Consider the following 17,606-nt stretch of genomic DNA (forward strand, 5'->3'; position numbering starts at 1 on the left):
TACCTAACAAAGCCCTACTAGGGAATCATGCACGATATCGGGACGAAGAGTCACCCCCCGGAGGGCGGGAAGCCCGGAGGGTGACCCGGAGCAGGACGGCTCACATGCCGTGGACGGCCGGGATCCGGCCGAGCCGGCCGGCCTGGAAGTCCTCGAACGCCTGCTTGAGTTCGGCCTGACTGTTCATCACGAACGGTCCGTAGTGCGCCATCGGCTCACGGATCGGACGGCCGCCGAGCAGCACGACCTCCAGGTCCGGCGTGTTGCCGTCCTGCTTCTCGTCCGCGCGGACGGTCAGCGAGGAACCGGCGCCGAAGACCGCGGTCTGCCCCAGATGGATCGGACGGCGGTCCGCGCCGACACTGCCGCGCCCGGCCATCACGTACGCGAGCGCGTTGAAGTCCTCGCTCCACGGCAGGGTCACCTCGGCACCGGGCCGGATGGTGGCGTGGACCATCGTGATCGGGGTGTGGGTGACGCCGGGGCCCTCGTGCCCGTCGAGCTCACCGGCGATGACACGGAGCAGCGCGCCGCCGTCCGGGGAGGCGAGGAGCTGGACCTGGCCGCCGCGGATGTCCTGGTAGCGCGGGTCCATCATCTTGTGGGACCTGGGCAGGTTCACCCAGAGCTGGAGGCCGTGGAAGAGGCCGCCCGACATCACGAGGGACTCCGGCGGCGCCTCGATGTGCAGGAGGCCCGAACCGGCGGTCATCCACTGGGTGTCACCGTTCTGGATGGTGCCGCCGCCACCGTTGGAGTCCTGGTGGATGAAGGTGCCGTCGATGATGTAGGTGACGGTCTCGAAGCCGCGGTGCGGGTGCCACGGGGTGCCCTTCGGCTCCCCGGGCTGATACTCCACCTCGCCCATCTGGTCCATCATGATGAACGGATCGAGGTGCTTGTAGTTGATCCCGGCGAACGCGCGGCGAACCGGGAAGCCCTCGCCCTCGTATCCGCTCGGTGCCGTCGTGACGGCGAGCACGGGACGGGCGACGGCGTCGCCGGAAGCGGCGACCTTGGGCAGGGTCAGCGGGTTTTCGACGGTCACTGCGGGCATGGGAGCCACCTCCGGTTTGTCGTGCCTCCAATTTAGTTGAACAGTGAACATCTTGCAAGGCGCCCGGCATTCCCGCGCCGGAATCCCCGCGGGGGAAGTCCCGGCGCCTCCCGCACCGGAACGACGAGGGGCCCGCACCGCGCCCGGATGCCGCCGGTTGATCACCGGTGGTGTCCGAACGTGGTGCGGGCCCCTGGGGAGGACGGGGGAGGAACGAGGGCGTCAGCCGTACATGCGGCGCATCGCGAAGTCGACCATCTGCTCCACGGCCTTGGCGTCGAAGACCATGCGGTGCTCACCCTCCATGTCGAGGACGAAGCCGTAGCCGGTCGGCAGCAGGTCGATCACCTCGGCGCCGGTGATCACGAAGTACTTGGACTCCTTGCCCGCGTACCGCCGCAGCTCCTTGAGCGTGGTGAACATCGGGATCACCGGATGCTGCGTGTTGTGCAGCGCGAGGAATCCCGGGTTGTCACCGCGCGGGCAGTAGACCTTCGACGTGGCGAAGATCTGCTGGAAGTCCTCCGCGGACAGCGAGCCGGTCGTGAAGGCGCGTACCGCGTCCCGGAGGGACGGCGGCGAGGGCTCGGGATACAGCGGCTGCTCGCCGTAGCCGCCGCCCATCTGCTGCTGCGCGCCCGGGTTCTGGTCGTAGCCGTACATGCGGCAAAGAGTAATGGGACACATCGCCCCCTTGAGGGGTTGCATCTTATTACTGACGGGTAGCATCATCGGAGGGGTCAGCTGATATGCGTACCGCCAGCTCGTCGCCCACCCGGCCCGCACGCCGCGCCCGGGGCGTCGCGTGCCACTGCTATTGATTACGGAGAGCCTTCCATGGGGCACTACAAGTCGAATCTCCGCGACATCGAGTTCAACCTCTTCGAGGTGCTCGGTCGCGACAAGACGTACGGCACCGGACCGTTCGCCGAGATGGACGTCGAGACGGCGAAGAGCATCCTCGACGAGATCACCCGCCTCGCGGAGAACGAGCTGGCCGACTCCTTCGCCGATGCCGACCGCAACCCGCCGGTCTTCGACCCGGAGACCAACACCGCGCCGGTCCCGGACACGTTCAAGAAGTCGTACCAGGCCTTCATGGACTCCGAGTACTGGCGCCTGGGCCTGCCCGAGGAGATCGGCGGCACCACCTCGCCGCGCTCCCTGATCTGGGCGTACGCGGAGCTGCTGCTGGGCTCGAACCCGGCCATCTGGATGTACTCCTCCGGCCCGGCGTTCGCCGGCATCCTCTTCGACGAGGGCAACGAGGCGCAGAAGAAGGTCGCGCAGATCGCCGTCGAGAAGCAGTGGGGCTCGACGATGGTGCTGACCGAGCCGGACGCCGGTTCGGACGTCGGCGCGGGCCGTACGAAGGCGGTCGAGCAGGAGGACGGCTCCTGGCACATCGAGGGCGTGAAGCGGTTCATCACCTCGGGCGAGCACGACATGTCCGAGAACATCCTCCACTACGTGCTGGCCCGCCCCGAGGGCGCCGGCCCCGGCACCAAGGGCCTCTCGCTCTTCCTCGTCCCCAAGTTCCACTTCGACTGGGAGACCGGCGAGCTGGGCGAGCGCAACGGCGCGTACGCGACGAACGTCGAGCACAAGATGGGCCTCAAGGCGTCCAACACCTGCGAGATGACGTTCGGCGACAAGCACCCGGCCAAGGGCTGGCTGATCGGCGACAAGCACGACGGCATCCGCCAGATGTTCCGCATCATCGAGTTCGCCCGCATGATGGTCGGCACGAAGGCCATCGCGACCCTGTCGACCGGATACCTGAACGCGCTGGAGTACGCCAAGGAGCGCGTCCAGGGCAGCGACCTGTCGCAGTTCATGGACAAGACCGCGCCCAAGGTCACCATCACGCACCACCCCGACGTGCGCCGCTCCCTCATGACGCAGAAGGCGTACGCGGAGGGCATGCGCTCCCTCGTCCTGTACACCGCGTCCGTCCAGGACGCGATCCAGGAGAAGGAGGCCGCGGGCGAGGACACCAAGGCGCTGAACGGCCTGAACGACCTGCTGCTCCCGATCGTGAAGGGCTACGGCTCCGAGAAGTCCTACGAGCAGCTGGCGCAGTCGCTCCAGACGTTCGGCGGCTCCGGGTACCTCCAGGAGTACCCGATCGAGCAGTACATCCGTGACTCCAAGATCGACACGCTGTACGAGGGCACGACGGCGATCCAGGGCCAGGACTTCTTCTTCCGGAAGATCGTCCGTGACCAGGGCGCCTCGCTGAACACCCTGTCCGAGGAGATCAAGCAGTTCCTCACCGACGCCCAGGGCGACGAGGAGCTGTCCGGCGCGCTGGACTCGCTCGCCAAGGCGGCCGTGGACCTGGAGGCGATCGTCGGCACGATGATCACCGACCTCACCGCGACCGGCGAGGACGTCAAGAACATCTACAAGGTGGGCCTGAACACCACCCGCCTGCTGATGTCCTCCGGCGATGTCGTCGTCGGCTACCTGCTGCTCAAGGGCGCGCACATCGCGTCCCAGAAGCTGGCCACCGCCTCCGCGAAGGACGTCGCCTTCTACCAGGGCAAGATCGCCGCCGCGAAGTTCTTCGCCGCGAACGTCCTGCCGGGCGTCTCCACCGAGCGGGCGCTCGCCGAGTCCGTCGACAACTCGCTGATGGAGCTGGACGAGGCCGCGTTCTAGTGCCGTGACCGGCAAGGTTTGCCCGGAAGGAGCGGCGTCCGGTGCGACGGGGCAAACGTTGCCGGGAGCGGCACTAGGCCTCTCCCACCCGGGATCGTCGACCGGCACCGCCACCCGTACGCACTTTCGGGTGGCGGTGCCTTCGTACGGGCTGGGCACGCTGCGGGCACGGCCGAGAATCCCGTTCATGGGAGGAACCACCACCGCCGAGGCACTGCCCGAAGCGTCGCGATCGCGGCACTTCGGGGACGGCGCGCCGCCGTCCCGTACAGCGGCGCGTGCCGAGTGCGGGACGATGGGGAAACGTTCCGGTCCGGCCTCGTTACAGTGAAGAACATGAGTTCCTCCCTCCGCTTCGACCGCGGGCACACCGACGACCTGATGGCCTTCCTGATGGCCTCCCCCTCCCCGTACCACGCGGTGGCCACCGCGGCGGCGCGGCTGGAGAAGGCCGGGTTCCGGCAGGTCGAGGAGACCGCGGCCTGGGACGGCACTCACGGAGGGAAGTACGTCCTGCGCGGCGGCGCGATCGTGGCCTGGTACGTGCCGGAGGGAGCCAAGGCGCACACCCCGTACCGGATCGTCGGGGCGCACACCGACTCGCCGAACCTGCGGGTCAAGCCGCTGCCCGACACCGGGGCGCACGGCTGGCGCCAGGTCGCCGTGGAGATCTACGGCGGGACGCTCCTCAACACCTGGCTGGACCGCGATCTCGGGCTCGCCGGGCGGATCTCGCTGCGCGGGGGCACGCACCGGCTGGTGAACATCGACCGGCCGCTGCTGCGCGTGCCTCAGCTGGCCGTGCACCTGGACCGCTCGGCCAACCCGGACGGTCTGAAGCTTGACCGGCAGAAGCACATGCAGCCGATCTGGGGCCTCGGGGATGTCGAGGAGGGCGACCTGATCCGGTTCGTCGCCGAGGAGGCCGGAGTCGACGCCGATGACGTCATCGGCTGGGACCTGATGCCGCACCCCGTCGAGCCGCCCGCCTACCTGGGCCGGGACCGCGAGCTGCTGGCCGGCCCGCGGATGGACAACCTCCTCTCCGTGCACGCGGCGACCGCAGCGCTCGCCGCCGTCGCCGGGCAGCCGGACGCCGAGCTCCCGTACATCCCGGTCATGGCGGCCTTCGACCACGAGGAGAACGGCTCCCAGTCGGACACCGGCGCCGACGGGCCGCTGCTGGGCACGGTGCTGGAGCGCTCGGTGTTCGCGCGCGGCGGTTCGTACGAGGACCGCGCACGGGCGTTCGCCGGGACCGCCTGCCTCTCCTCCGACACCGGCCACGCCATCCACCCCAACTACGCCGAGCGCCACGACCCGACCCACCACCCGGTGGTCAACGGCGGGCCGATCCTCAAGGTCAACGTCAACATGCGGTACGCGACCGACGGCGGCGGCCGGGCCGTGTTCGCGGAGGCGTGCCGGAAGGCGGGCGTGCCGTGGCAGACGTTCGTCTCCAACAACTCGATGCCGTGCGGCACCACCATCGGGCCGATCACCGCCGCCCGGCACGGCATCCAGACCGTGGACATCGGCGTCCCCATCCTGTCGATGCACAGCGCCCGCGAACTGTGCGGCGCGGACGACCCGTACCTGCTGGCCAACGCGCTGTCGGCGTTCCTGACGGGCTGATCCGCCGGGCCGAGCCCCCGGGCTGATCAGCCCGGAAGGGTTCCTCGGGCCGACGGCCCCGCGACCGGCCGGGAATCGCCGCTCACGGCTCCCCGGCACCCCCCGATATCCTGGGGCCATGCCGTGCCCCCGCCGGGGCGCATCCCGCCCGGAAGGGGAGCCGCACGTGGAGTTCCGGCTGCTCGGCACCGTCTCCGTGGAGACGCTCACCGGACCGCTGCCGCTCGGACCCGCGAAACGCCGCAGCCTGCTCGCCGCGCTGCTGCTGTCCGCCAACACCCCCGTATCCATGGCCCGGTTGACGGACTCGCTGTGGGACGACGCCCCGCCGCTGCACGCCCGCGGCGTCATCCAAGGACACGTGTCCCGGCTCCGTGCCCTCCTGGTCGGCGCGGACGCCGGGGCATACGGGGTGGAGCTGGTCACCCTCGGCGACGCGTACCTGCTCCGGCTGTCGGAGTCCCTGCTGGACACGCACCGGTTCGAGGAACTCCTGCTGCTGGCACGGGAACAGCGCGATCCCGCGGACTCCGTGCTGATGCTCAAGGAGGCCCTGTCCCTGTGGCAGGGCCCGGCGCTCACCGGGGTGTTCGCCGCCCCGCCGCTCCAGGCGGCCGCCCACTCCCTGGAGGAGTCACGGCTGGCGACGGTCGAACAACTGGCTTACGCATACGGGGTCTTGGGCGAGCACAGCCGGGCCGCGGCGGTGCTGCGCACGGAGGCTGCCGCGCATCCGATGCGGGAGTCGCTGGCCGCCGCGCTGATGACGGCGCTGTACCGGGCGGGGCGCCAGTCCGAGGCACTGGACTGGTTCCACCGCACCCGGCGGCTGCTCGCCGAGGAGCTGGGCATCGACCCGGGGCACGAACTCGCCGACGCGTACGCCCTGATCCTGCGCGGCGACCCCGGCCCGGAGCGCGCCGCCGAGCCGGACCGTACGGCCGGAGGAGCGGGCGGGACCAACCGCACGGCCGGAACGGACCGCACGGACGAAGCACACCACGCACCGGCCCGCACGGACCACGCGGTCCGGACGAACCGTGCGGGCGGACCGGGTCTTGCCGGCGGACCGGGCCGCGCTGCCGTCGCGTCGCCTCCCCATGCCTCCACCGCCCCGACCCTGGCCCTCTCGGCCGGCGAACCGCGCCCCGCCGATCTGCTCCCCCGCGCGCCCCGCGGCTTCCAGGGACGGGCCGCCGAACTGGCCGCGCTCGGCCGGGCCGCGGCGGGCGAGGCACCCGTCTGCCTGGTCACCGGACCGGCCGGGGTGGGGAAGACCGCGCTGGCCCTCCATTGGGCGCACCGCAACGCCGCCGCCTTCCCGGACGGGCGGCTCTTCGCCGATCTGCGCGGGTTCAGCGACACCGGTGAACCCGCGCCCGTGGAGGTCCTGCGCGAGTTCCTGCTGGCGCTGGGCGTCGCACCGCGTCGCGTCCCGGAGTCGGTGTCCGCGGCAGCCGCACTGTTCCGGTCGCTGACCGACCGACGTCGGCTGCTCGTCGTCCTCGACAACGCCCGCGACTCCGCCTCCGTCCGGCCGCTGCTGCCCGGCGGCGCCGACTGCGTCACGCTGGTCACCAGCCGGAACCGGCTGGAGGGCCTCATCGCCTCGGACGCGGCCCGCCCCGTGCCGGTCGATGTCCTCGAACCCCAGGACGGCACCGCCCTGCTGGCCGGAGTGCTCGGCGAGGAACGGGTCCTCGCCGAACCCATGGCGGCCCGACGGCTCGCCGAGCTGTGCGGGGGCCTGCCCCTGGCCCTGCGGGTCACCGCGGCCCGGCTGGCCGGGCGCCCTCGCTGGACGCTGGCGGGCCTGGCCGACGAACTGGCCGACGAACGCAGCCGGCTGACGTACCTCGATGTGGACGACACCGGTGTCCCGGCCGCGCTACGGCTGACCGTGCAGCAGCTGTCGCCGGACGCCGTCCACCAGTTCACCCGGCTCGGACACCACCCCGGCAGCCACTTCGACCCGTACACGGCCGCCGCGCTCGCCGGTACGAACCCGGTCACCGCCGCGGCGGCACTGGAACGGCTCGCCACCGCCCATCTCGTCACCGAGACGGCTCCCGGGCGCTGGATTCTGCACGACCTGGTGCGCCTCTATGCCCGCGGCCTGGACCCGGCGTCCGCGGACGAGGCGCTCCGCAATGTCCTCGACCACTACATCGCCACCGCGCTCGCCGCCGCCGACACGGCCGAACCCGGCGGTGAGCCCTGCTTCGTCCTGCCGGAGGACTTCCGCGCGCCCGCCGCGGTCCGGGACTTCGCCGACCGGGCGACGGCCATGCGCTGGCTGGCCGCCGAACGCGACGATCTGGCCCTCGCCGCCGTGGCGGCCCGGACCGCGGGACTCCACGACCGGGCCTGGCGGATCATCCTCCTCCAGTGGCCGCAGGTCGTGTGGCGGGTACGGGACAACTGGTCGCCGCTGTTGGAACTGGCTCTCGGCTCCGCACGCGCCGAGAAGGACCCGTACGCCGAGTCGCGGGTGCTCAACCTGCTGGGCTGGGTGCTCACCGAGGAGGGCAGGACCTCGGAGGCCATCGCCCTACTGGAACGCTCGCCCGGTCTCGCCCGGCAGGCCGGTGACCGGCTCGGTGAGGCGACCGCGCTGGTCAACCTGGCCGTCGTCCAGGCCGAGGACGGCGGGCTCGACGCGGCGTTGGTGGACTGCGCCCGCGCCGTCGACCTGGCCCGCGAGGAGGGCGACACGCACACGGAGATGCTCGCCCTGCAGCATCTCGCCCGGATGCAGCTCACCGCGAACCGGCCGCAGGACGCCCTCGACTCCGCCCGCGCGGCCCTCGCCCTCGGGCCCGAACAGGAGGAGGAGGCCCGCCGGGTACTGCTGCTGACCGTCGGCGGAGAGGCCCGGCTGGCGCTCGGCGACGAGGAGGCGGGCATCCGGATGCTGGACCTGGCGGCAGCGGAGGCGGAACGCACCGGGTACGACCAGGGGGCGGTGCGGGCCCTCGAAGCCCTGCTGCGGGTCACCGCACGCGCGGAGTACCGCAGACGGTACGAAGAGGCGGTCGGACGGCTCGCCGTCGACGACGACTGAGCCCGCGCCGCTGCGTGCGTTCCCACCGTTCGAGTGGGCGGGCGTGGCGGCGAGGAAACCCACGCAGACACACACCAGGACGGCCGCGCGGGCATTCACAAGAGCACCCACGCAGGCACACAACAGGACGGCCGCGCGGGCACCCACGAGGCCGCCCGAGCAGGCACCTGTGGAGAGGTGCTCCGAAGAGCCCCGTGGGAGCGCCCGCGCAAGCCCCTGTGAAGACACCCGCTCAAGCCCTGACGGAGATGCCCGCGCAGCACGACAGGGAACGTCAGCGGGACGTCAGCGGGACAACAGCGGAACATGAGCGACGGGCCCCAGACTCATGGATGTCAGCAGGTCAGAGGCGTCCGCCGGATGACCGGGGCCGAGGCGTCCGCCTCCCATCGCACTCGTCACACTCGTCACACTCGGGGGAAAAACCATGAGTACCTTCCGCAGCCGCTCCGCCGTCCTCGCCGCCGCGACCACCGCCGTGCTCGCCCTGGCCCTCACCGCCTGCGGCGGCAACGACGACACCGGCACGAAGTCCGCCGGCCCGGCGAACGACGCCGCAGCGGCTGCCGCCTCGGCGGACTCCTCCCAGTCCGCCACCGACGGGACGACCACGACCACCGCGAAGTCCGGCGACGCCGCGCAGAACACCGGCACCACGAAGACGGGCGCCTCGAAGACCGGCACGTCCAACGGCAGCGCCAAGACGGGGGGCGGCAACACCAGCGACAGCTACGCCTACGCGCACCCGTGCAAGAGCGGGGACCTGTCGGTGCGCGTGTACCCCCGTCAGGGCTCGGCCACCCAGCACGTGATCGAGGTCAACAACGTCGGCGCCAACTCCTGCGGCCTGAGTTACTTCCCGCAGGTCAGCCTGGGCGCCGCGAAGGCCTCGGACCACAGCGGGGACGTCCAGCCGAAGGTTCCCGGTGGCCTGGGCGGCGCACCGGCCTACCCGGTCAAGCCGAAGACGGCCGCCATCGCGGTGATCGACCTCAACCCGAAGGGCGGCGACGGCATGACCTGGATCAACGAGATGAACGTGCTCGCCGACGGCGACCACATGCCCAACGCGGACACGCAGAACTTCGACCTCGGCCCCGATGTGAAGGTGCTCGACCCGAAGCTCGGCCTGTACCGGAGCACGGTCGCCGACGCGGTGAGCTCCATGAAGCGGGCGGGCACCTCCTGACCCGCTGAGCCGGGCCGTACGACGGGCCCCGCGGGACGCGCGGCCCCGCCTCGCCGTGGACACCGCACCCGGACGCGGAAGGCCCTCCGCGTCCGGGGCTCCGTCGCGCCGTCAGGCCCGCTCCTGCTCCTGCTCGTCCAGCCCTGCCAGCACCAGCGGCAGCCGGGGCGTTCCCTCCGTGCTCACGCGGACGGGGACACCCCAGTCCTGTTGGTGGACGTGGCAGGCCGGGTACTCGTTCGACGGGTCGTCGTCGCAGGAGGCGGCCATCGCGGAGACGTGCAGCACCCCCTCGGTGATCCCGTCGGCCAGGACCAGGTCGCGGAAGAGGTCGCTGCCGGCACCGGCCCCCTCCGCCAGGAGTTCCGGCGGGGTCGCGGAGACCAGCAGCCGCGTCGACGGGCCGTACCGGGTGTCCAGCTTCTGCCCGGCGGGCGCCCGGAAGACCACGTCGAGCCGGAGCGTGCCGGGAGCGATCTCGGTGGCGGCGCGCTGCGTGCGGTGCGCCCGGTCGGCGACGCGGACGGCCTCCTCGGGCAGCCGCAGCCGGGTCAGCCGGTGCCGGGCGGACTCGACGACCACGAGGTCGCCGTCGACCAGCACGGCGTCGCTGGGCTCGCGCAGATCCGTGGCCAGGGTGGTGACCTCGCCGCTCGCGGGGTCGTAGCGCCGCAGCGCGTGGTTGTACGTGTCGCAGACGGCGACGGACCCGTCGGGCAGGGCGGTCACCCCCAGCGGATGCTGGAACAGCGCCTGGTCCGCGGCACCGTCGCGGTGCCCGAAGTCGAAGAGGCCGGTGCCGACGGCCGTACGGACGGCGAAGCCGGTGCCGTCGCGCTCGACGTACCGGAGCGCCGACGTCTCCGAGTCCGCGACCCACAGCCGTTCCCCGTCCGCCGACACGGCGAGCCCCGAGGGCTGGGCGAACCACGCCTCCTCGGCCGTCCCGTCGACCAGGCCCTCGTTGGTCGTGCCCGCCGCGACCCGCACGGTCTCCGTCGCGGGGTCGTAGGTCCACAACTGGTGGACCCCCGCCATGGCGATCCACAGCCGGTCCGCGAACCAGGCGACGTCCCAGGGCGAGGAGAGGTCGACCTCGCGGGCCGGGCCGGACGTCGGCGTTCCCTGCCACCACTGGCGGCCGGTACCGGCGAGGGTCGTCACCGTTCCCGTGGCGCGGTCCAGGGCCCGGACGGCGTGATTCACCGTGTCCGCGACCGCGATCCGGCCGTCGGGCAGCACGGCGAGTCCCTGCGGTTCGGAGAACCGGGCCTCGTCCGCCGAGCCGTCGGCATACCCCCGGTCGCCGGTGCCGACGTGGCGGCGCACCGTCTCGCCGTCGGCTTCCAGCTCGACCAGGCGGTGGCGGGTGGTGTCGGAGACGAGGAAGCCCCCGTCGGGCAGGAGCAGTGCCTTGCCGGGAAACCGCAGATGCGTGGCGACCGGCTCGGGCGGGACGTAGGGGCCGTCGCCACGCCGCAGCGTGCCCTTCGCCGCGTGCTCGGTCTCCAGCTCCTCGACCAGCTTCTCGATGGCGTGCGCGTGGCCCTCGCCCGCGTGCTGCGCGACGACGTAGCCCTCGGGGTCGATGACGACCAGGGTGGGCCAGGCCCGTACGGCGTACTGCTTCCAGGTCGCCAGCTCCGGGTCGTCGAGGACCGGGTGCCGGACCTCGTACCGCTCGACCGCGTCGACGACCGCCTCGTGCTCGGCCTCGTGGACGAACTTCGGCGAGTGGACCCCGATGATCACGACGGTGTCGCGGTGCTTCTCCTCCAGCTCGCGCAGCTCGTCGAGGACGTGCAGACAGTTCACGCAGCAGAAGGTCCAGAAGTCCAGGACGACGATGCGCCCTCGCAGGTCAGCAAGGGTGTACTGCCGGTCTCCCGTATTGAGCCAGCCGCCCTTGCCGATCAGTTCGGGGGCCCTGACGCGTGCACGTGTTGCCATGTCGACAGTCAACAGCACCGCGGCCCGCACGCATTCCGGAGGGTGCGCGCGGGCCGAAAGGTGCGCGCGAGCCCGGAGGGTCCACATGTTCCGGAGGCGGCGTCCGCGTGTTCCCGGGGTCCGCGTGTTCCGGAGGGTCATGGGGGAACCTATGGGCCATGAGATTCCAGGTGCGGGAACGCCTCTTCGGCATCGGTGACGACTACTGGATCGAGGACACGGACGGCCGCAAGGTCTTCCTCGTCGACGGCAAGGCCATGCGGCTGCGGGACACCTTCGAGCTGAAGGACAGCGAGGGCCGTGTACTGGTCGAAATCCATCAGAAGCTGTTCAGCCTCCGCGACACGATGCTCATCGAGCGCGGCGGCGAACAGCTCGCCACGATCAGGCGCAAGCGACTGTCGCTGCTGCGCAACCACTACCGGGTCACGCTGGTCGACGGCACCGAGCTGGACGTCAGCGGCCGGATCCTCGACCGCGAATTCGCCGTCGAGTACGACGGGGAGCTGCTGGCCCAGATCTCGCGGCGCCTGCTGACCGTCCGCGACACCTACGGCATCGACATCGTGCGGGAGGACGCCGACGCGGCACTGCTCATTGCCGTGTCGGTGTGCGTCATCGTGCTCGCGGAGAAGGAGCACGAGGGCTGACCCGGTTCCGCTCGGCTCGATCAGGACCGACCCGGCCCGGCCCAGCTCGGGCCGGGCCCGGTCCGCGCGTACGGGCGGACCGGGCCCGTGGCTACGCGCTGGCCGGGGGCGGGGTCAGTCCGAGCCGACGGTCCTTGAGCGCGGGGAACTGTTCGCGGGTCGTCGCCACCTTCTCCGGATCGAACTCCACGCTCAGCACTTCCTCCTCCGCACCCGCCTCGGCGAGCGTCTCGCCCCAGGGGTCGACGACGATGCTGTGGCCGGCCTGCGGGACCCCGCCGTGGGTGCCCGCGGTGGCGACGGCCAGGACGTATGCCTGGTTCTCGACGGCGCGGGCCCGGGCCAGCAGCGTCCAGTGCGAGCGGCGCCGCTCGGGCCAGCCCGCCGCGACGACCAGGGTCTCGGCACCCGCGTCCACCAGGCCCCGGAACAGCTCAGGGAAGCGCAGGTCGTAACAGGTGGCGAGGCCCAGCGTGGTCTGCGGCAGGTCCACCGTGACCAGTTCGTCGCCCGCGCCCATCATGACCGCCTCGCCCCGGTCGAAGCCGAAGCGGTGGATCTTGCGGTACGCGGCGGCCCGTTCGCCCTCGGGCGTGAAGACGAGCGCGGTGTTGTAGAGCGTGCCGTCGGGCGCGCGCTCGACGAAGGAGCCCGCGTGCAGCCAGACCCCGGCGTCCGCCGCGGCCTTCGCCATGATGGTGTGGGTGGGCCCCTGGAGCGGTTCGGCCTCGTCCCGGAAGGAGTCGTAGGCGAAGGCTCCGACCGGCCAGAGCTCGGGCAGGACCACCAGATCCGCGCCACGCTGGGCGGAGACCAGCGAAGCCGCACGCTGCCTGCGGGAATCGACGGATTCGTCCGGGTCTACTGCGATCTGGATGAGGGAGGCGCGCACACTACCACCGTCCTGGCATTCGAGCCGTCAACACGGGCCTACGATCGTCACACGAAAGCACTGCCGGGGTGCCTGCTCGCAGCGTAACTTAGCGATCGAACCTCCCACGCAGTCCGCCGCCCGCGCCCAGCACTCCAGCCCATGCACCGCAGAACCGCACGAGGGGTCCCGTGACCGTCCATCCCAGCCTTCAGAACTACGCCGATGCCTGGACCCACTCCATCGAGGCGATAGCCGAGCTGGTGAAGCCGCTCGCCGAAGGGGAGTGGAACGGCCGTACGCCGTGTCCCGCCTGGTCCGTGCGCGACATCGTGTCGCACATCATCGGCATGGAGTCCGAACAGCTCGGAGATCCGCGCCCGATCCACTCACTGCCGCGCGACCTGTACCACATGCAGAACGACCTGGCCCGCTACATGGAGATGCAGGTCGACGTGCGGCGCCACCACACCTCGCCGGAGATGCTCGCCGAACTGGAGTACACGATCATTCGGCGCGCCCGTCAGCTCCGCAACGAGAACCGTGCCCCCGAGACCATGGTCCGCGCGCCGCTCGGCACCGAGCAGACCCTCGAACTGGCCCTGCGGATGCGGGCCTTCGACGTCTGGGTGCATGAGCAGGACCTGCGGGTGGCGCTGGGCCGACCCGGCAACCTGGACTCGCCCGGGGCCACCATCGTCCGGGACGTCCTGCTGGAGGCGTTGCCGAAGGTGGTCGCCAAGGACGCGGGCGCGCCGCCGCATTCGGCGGTGGTGATCGATGTGAACGGCCCGGTGGAGTTCCTGCGCACGGTCAGGGTCAACGCGGAGGGCCGGGGTTCGGTGGACGGTTCGCCGTCGCTCGGGCCCGCCGTGACCCTGGCGATGGACTGGGAGACGTACTCCCGGCTGGCCTGCGGGCGGATGCGCGCGGGCGCGGTGCCGGACCGCGTCAAGGTCGAGGGCGACCAGGACCTGGCGGACGCGATCCTGCGGAACTTCGCCGTGACGCCGTGAGGCCCTGCCACGTCGCCCTACGGCGTGGGGTCCTGGCGCCCTGACGCCTCCTCCGGCAGCACCCGTGCCACCGAGGTCGGCGGCGCCCGTCGAACGAGAACGGGCGCGCCGCCGACCCGGCGCGACGGGCACCACTCGGCCACAGAGCCGGACCCGAGCGGGCGGACGGATCGCACGAGCCGACGGGCCCGGACGGCCGCACGGCACGTGGGTCACACCGATCGCACCAGTCACACCGGTACGTGCACGGCCTCCACGCGGCTGATCACGTGCTGTTCGCGCTCGCGGTGCGTGGCCCGGGAGTGCAGCCGCAGGATCTGTACGACACCGAGCGTCTCCAGCACGAAGACCGAGGCGAACGCGATCCGGTAGTCGTCACCGGTGCTGTCCAGCAGCACACCGATGGCGAACAGCGTGGTCATCGAGGCGATGAAGCCGCCCATGTTGACGATGCCCGACGCCGTGCCCTGTCGCTCCGGCGGGTTCGCGGGCCGCGCGAAGTCGAAGCCGATCATCGACGCGGGACCGCAGGCGCCGAGCACCACGCACAGGACGATCAGCAGCCACATCGGAGCCTGGCCGCCCGGGAAGAAGATGACCGACGCCCAGAGCAGTGCCGTCACCGCGACCGTCCCCAGGGCCAGCGGGGCACGGGCCGCGTGGTGCCGGGCGATGACCTGCCCGTAGACGAGCCCGAACGCCATGTTGGAGAGCACCACCAGGGTCAGCAGCTCACCGGCGGTGGACCGGCTGAGTCCCTGCGCCTCCACCAGGAACGGCAGCCCCCACAGCAGCAGGAACACCATGGCCGGGAACTGCGTGGTGAAGTGCACCCACATGCCGAGCCGGGTGCCCGGTTCCCGCCAGGCGGCGGCGATCTGCTTGCGTACGAAGGCCGCACCCGCGTGCGCGACGGGCGGCGGCTCGTGCCCCTCGGGGTGGTCCTTCAGGAACAGGAGCAGGAGCACCAGGACGACGACCCCGGCGACGGAGCTGCCGACGAAGGTGGTGGTCCAGCCGAGTCCGTGCAGGGCCCGCGCGATGAAGAGTGTCGAGACGAGGTTGCCCGCCATCCCGAACAGCGCGGCGACCTGGCCGATCAGCGGACCGCGCCGGGCCGGGAACCAGCGGGCGCCCAGCCGCAGCACGCTGATGAACGTCATCGCGTCGCCGCAGCCGAGCAGGGCCCTGGAAGCCAGTGCCATGCCGTACGAGGGCGAGAGGGCGAAGCCGAGCTGCCCGATCGTGAACAGGACGGCCCCGAAAGCAAGGACCCTCTTCGTGCCGAGCCGGTCGACCATCAGGCCGACAGGTATCTGCATGCCCGCGTAGACGAGCAGCTGAAGGATGGAGAACGTGGAGAGCGCGGAGGCGTTGACGTGGAACCGGTCGGCGGCATCGAGTCCGGCGACGCCCAGGCTGGTACGGAAGATGATGGCGACGAAGTAGACGGCCACCCCGATGCCCCACACCCATAGGGCACGCCGGCCGCCGGGTGGATCGCCGGGCAGGGAAAGGGTGGGAGCGACGCCCGAGCTCACCGGTCCTCACCCCTGACCAGCACCTTGACCCGGCCCACGTGGCGCCGTACGACCTGCGCGGCGCCGTCCGCGTCGCCGGACCTGATCGCCTCCAGCAGCTCACCGTGCTCGGTGATGTTCGCGGCGATCCTGCCCGGATGCGCCTCCATGACGGCGACCCCCATCCTCAGCTGACGGTCCCTCAACTGGTCGTAGAGACGGGCGAGAATGTCGTTGCCCGCGTTGCGCACGATCTCCGCGTGGAAACAGCGGTCCTTCACGGACACCGCGGCCAGGTCGCCCTCATGGGCCAACTGCCGCTGCTCGTCCAGTAGTTCTTCGAGCCGCTCGATCAACCGCGCCGAGGCGGGAACGGCCTTGCGGGCCGCGAACTCCTCGACCAGCAGCCTGGTCTCCACCACGTCGGCTATCTCCTGCGCGGAGACGGCGAGCACGAGAGCGCCCTTCTTGGGGTAGAGCTTGAGCAGCCCCTCGACCTCCAGCCGGAGCAGCGCCTCACGCACCGGGGTGCGCGACACCCCGACCGCCTCGGCGAGATGACCCTCGGTGAGCAGCGTGCCGCCCTCGTAGCGGCGGTTCAGCACCGCTTCCTTGACGTGGGCGTAGACGCGCTCGGCCGCGGGCGGCTGCTTGGCCTCCCTCGTCGGCTTGGCCGACTTCGCAGACGCCTTCACGGCGGTCTTCACGGTGGACTCGGTTGCGGGCTCGGCAGGGATCTTCACGACGGGGAGAGGGGAAGGCATGCGCACATGATAGATACAACATGCGTACATCATGAAAATCGTCCAATCTACGGACCCGGCCGGGACGCATCCCGGACGGACGCGGGTCGAGATCAGGACGGGCGAAACCTCGCCGCCCCTCCTCGATGTGATGAAAGTTCCCGCTTCCGTGGGCATCCGAGCTTTGCTCCGCTTTACGTTCCGCTACGGAGGTGGTTTCCGATGACCACGGAAAACGCGACGGAAGCGACCGGCGCAGCGGGACGGAATGTTGTACGGCCGGACGCGATCGACATCAGCGACTTCGTCCACGGGGCGACCGGAGCCCGCATCCGGCGACTGACGATGCCGGACGGGGAGCACTGGTTTCCGGCGGTGGACGTGTGCAAGCACCTGGGATACACGAACCCCCGGAAGACTCTCCTCGACCACGTACCAGAGACGCACCGGGACATTCTCGAGAACCTAACTGGAGGTTACGGTCTCAGCGTTCCCGCAGGCAGGGAGTGGCGTCGAGACATGAATCTCATCGATCTGCGAGGGCTGCTCCACCTCGTCAACGGCTGCACGAAGCCCTCGTGCCGGCCGTTCAAGGAGTGGGTGGTCGATGTCGTGGTCACTGTCCAGCGAGAGGGCTCGTACTCTCTCGCCGGTCCTCGCACTGTCTCGCCGGAACCGGCCGCGCCCGCCCCCACCGTCGTCCACGCCCTGCCGGACCGGGTGGCCGAGGCGATCGCCCGCCTTGAGGAACGGAACATCCGGCTGGACGAGCAGTTCGCAGCCGCACAGCGTGAAACCCTGCGCGCGCAGCAGGCCACCGCACGCGCCCTGGAACGTATCGCCGACCGCCTCGACACCCTGTTCGCCACCGGCGACGTGTCGGCCCCGCCCCTCAATCACCCCCACGCCGTCGCCGTACCACCGCAGCCGGCGCCACAGCCACGCCCCCGACCTGTCCGTCCCACGGCCGAGGCCGTCCTCGACGACTGGCGGTCCCGCATGTCGGTCACGGAGGACGTATGGGCCGTCGCCGTCAGCATCGCCCCCGTACTGGCGGCGGAGGGTGAACTGGCCCAGCCACTCGAATCGATCGCCGACCGCACGGGCCTCACCGTGCATCGCGTCAACGAGTGCCTGCGGTTCATGCGCAAGCACGCCTGCCTGCACCCCCACGGCGTCACACACGACGGCTCACCGATCTATCTCCTCAATCGCCCTTGACCTTCCGCCGACACTTCCTTGACTCC

At 70.9% G+C, this 17,606-nt stretch carries 13 protein-coding genes; 7 read left to right on the forward strand and 6 right to left on the reverse strand.

What is annotated here, in order from left to right; genetic code table 11:
- Nucleotides 1-100: 100 nt before the first annotated feature.
- Together AMK22_RS31390 and AMK22_RS31395 are read right to left on the reverse strand one after the other, a co-directional pair.
- On the reverse strand, nucleotides 101-1,057 hold the full coding sequence (locus AMK22_RS31390) for a pirin family protein (protein ID WP_073790624.1): 957 nt from the start codon (nucleotides 1,055-1,057) through the stop codon (nucleotides 101-103).
- Nucleotides 1,058-1,279: 222 nt separating this feature from the next.
- The gene (locus AMK22_RS31395) at nucleotides 1,280-1,720 is read right to left on the reverse strand and encodes an SseB family protein (RefSeq protein ID WP_073790626.1); all 441 of its coding nucleotides are present in this window, start codon (nucleotides 1,718-1,720) and stop codon (nucleotides 1,280-1,282) included.
- Nucleotides 1,721-1,894: 174 nt separating this feature from the next.
- Here AMK22_RS31395 and AMK22_RS31400 point away from each other — a divergent pair, with 174 nt between their 5' ends.
- The 4 genes from AMK22_RS31400 to AMK22_RS31415 all read left to right on the forward strand — a co-directional run bounded on the left by AMK22_RS31400 (nucleotide 1,895) and on the right by AMK22_RS31415 (nucleotide 9,609).
- Nucleotides 1,895-3,721, forward strand: a complete 1,827-nt coding sequence (locus tag AMK22_RS31400) for an acyl-CoA dehydrogenase (protein ID WP_073790628.1) — start codon at nucleotides 1,895-1,897, stop codon at nucleotides 3,719-3,721.
- A 336-nt stretch (nucleotides 3,722-4,057) separates the two neighbouring features.
- Nucleotides 4,058-5,356, forward strand: coding sequence for a M18 family aminopeptidase (locus AMK22_RS31405; RefSeq protein ID WP_073790708.1), 1,299 nt, complete (start codon nucleotides 4,058-4,060; stop codon nucleotides 5,354-5,356).
- Nucleotides 5,357-5,522: 166 nt separating this feature from the next.
- Entirely contained in the window at nucleotides 5,523-8,420 is a 2,898-nt protein-coding gene (locus tag AMK22_RS31410; RefSeq protein ID WP_073790630.1) for an AfsR/SARP family transcriptional regulator, read from the forward strand.
- 427 nt (nucleotides 8,421-8,847) lie between these two features.
- Nucleotides 8,848-9,609, forward strand: a complete 762-nt coding sequence (locus tag AMK22_RS31415) for a DUF4232 domain-containing protein (RefSeq protein WP_073790631.1) — start codon at nucleotides 8,848-8,850, stop codon at nucleotides 9,607-9,609.
- Between the two features lie 111 nt (nucleotides 9,610-9,720).
- On the opposite strand, the gene AMK22_RS31420 is transcribed toward AMK22_RS31415, so the two are convergent.
- Nucleotides 9,721-11,559 (reverse strand): NHL domain-containing thioredoxin family protein, encoded by a 1,839-nt coding sequence (locus AMK22_RS31420; protein WP_073790709.1) that lies wholly within the window; start codon nucleotides 11,557-11,559, stop codon nucleotides 9,721-9,723.
- 158 nt (nucleotides 11,560-11,717) lie between these two features.
- On the opposite strand from AMK22_RS31420, the gene AMK22_RS31425 reads away from it, so the two are divergent.
- Complete coding sequence (locus tag AMK22_RS31425) at nucleotides 11,718-12,209, forward strand: LURP-one-related/scramblase family protein (protein WP_073790633.1); 492 nt, start codon at nucleotides 11,718-11,720, stop codon at nucleotides 12,207-12,209.
- Between the two features lie 91 nt (nucleotides 12,210-12,300).
- Here AMK22_RS31425 and AMK22_RS31430 read toward each other — a convergent pair whose 3' ends face one another.
- Nucleotides 12,301-13,101 carry a carbon-nitrogen family hydrolase gene (locus AMK22_RS31430; protein WP_073790635.1) on the reverse strand — a complete coding sequence of 267 codons (801 nt, stop codon included), beginning with the start codon at nucleotides 13,099-13,101 and terminating at the stop codon, nucleotides 12,301-12,303.
- A gap of 170 nt (nucleotides 13,102-13,271) precedes the next feature.
- Between AMK22_RS31430 and AMK22_RS31435 the strand changes: the two genes are divergently transcribed.
- On the forward strand, nucleotides 13,272-14,096 hold the full coding sequence (locus AMK22_RS31435) for a maleylpyruvate isomerase family mycothiol-dependent enzyme (RefSeq protein ID WP_073790637.1): 825 nt from the start codon (nucleotides 13,272-13,274) through the stop codon (nucleotides 14,094-14,096).
- 230 nt (nucleotides 14,097-14,326) lie between these two features.
- Here AMK22_RS31435 and AMK22_RS31440 read toward each other — a convergent pair whose 3' ends face one another.
- Both AMK22_RS31440 and AMK22_RS31445 read right to left on the reverse strand, forming a co-directional pair.
- On the reverse strand, nucleotides 14,327-15,637 hold the full coding sequence (locus AMK22_RS31440) for an MFS transporter (protein WP_073790639.1): 1,311 nt from the start codon (nucleotides 15,635-15,637) through the stop codon (nucleotides 14,327-14,329).
- On the reverse strand, nucleotides 15,634-16,380 hold the full coding sequence (locus AMK22_RS31445; protein WP_242434230.1) for a GntR family transcriptional regulator: 747 nt from the start codon (nucleotides 16,378-16,380) through the stop codon (nucleotides 15,634-15,636). The genes AMK22_RS31440 and AMK22_RS31445 overlap by 4 nt, the downstream gene beginning before the upstream one ends.
- Nucleotides 16,381-16,581: 201 nt before the next feature.
- Here AMK22_RS31445 and AMK22_RS31450 point away from each other — a divergent pair, with 201 nt between their 5' ends.
- Nucleotides 16,582-17,580: a BRO-N domain-containing protein gene (locus AMK22_RS31450; protein ID WP_073790641.1), complete on the forward strand. Its 999-nt coding sequence runs from the start codon at nucleotides 16,582-16,584 to the stop codon at nucleotides 17,578-17,580.
- Nucleotides 17,581-17,606 lie beyond the last annotated feature (26 nt).

Origin of the sequence: Streptomyces sp. CB01580 (genome assembly GCF_001905795.1) — a bacterium.
GTDB lineage: Bacteria > Actinomycetota > Actinomycetes > Streptomycetales > Streptomycetaceae > Streptomyces.

Excerpts from the sequence above, each read along its gene's own strand:
- AMK22_RS31390 (WP_073790624.1), bottom strand. The coding sequence starts at position 1,057 with ATGCCCGCAGTGACCGTCGAAAACCCGCTGACCCTGCCCAAGGTCGCC.
- AMK22_RS31395 (WP_073790626.1), bottom strand. The coding sequence starts at position 1,720 with ATGTACGGCTACGACCAGAACCCGGGCGCGCAGCAGCAGATGGGCGGC.
- AMK22_RS31400 (WP_073790628.1), top strand. The coding sequence starts at position 1,895 with ATGGGGCACTACAAGTCGAATCTCCGCGACATCGAGTTCAACCTCTTC.
- AMK22_RS31405 (WP_073790708.1), top strand. The coding sequence starts at position 4,058 with ATGAGTTCCTCCCTCCGCTTCGACCGCGGGCACACCGACGACCTGATG.
- AMK22_RS31415 (WP_073790631.1), top strand. The coding sequence starts at position 8,848 with ATGAGTACCTTCCGCAGCCGCTCCGCCGTCCTCGCCGCCGCGACCACC.
- AMK22_RS31420 (WP_073790709.1), bottom strand. The coding sequence starts at position 11,559 with ATGGCAACACGTGCACGCGTCAGGGCCCCCGAACTGATCGGCAAGGGC.
- AMK22_RS31425 (WP_073790633.1), top strand. The coding sequence starts at position 11,718 with ATGAGATTCCAGGTGCGGGAACGCCTCTTCGGCATCGGTGACGACTAC.
- AMK22_RS31445 (WP_242434230.1), bottom strand. The coding sequence starts at position 16,380 with ATGCCTTCCCCTCTCCCCGTCGTGAAGATCCCTGCCGAGCCCGCAACC.
- AMK22_RS31450 (WP_073790641.1), top strand. The coding sequence starts at position 16,582 with ATGACCACGGAAAACGCGACGGAAGCGACCGGCGCAGCGGGACGGAAT.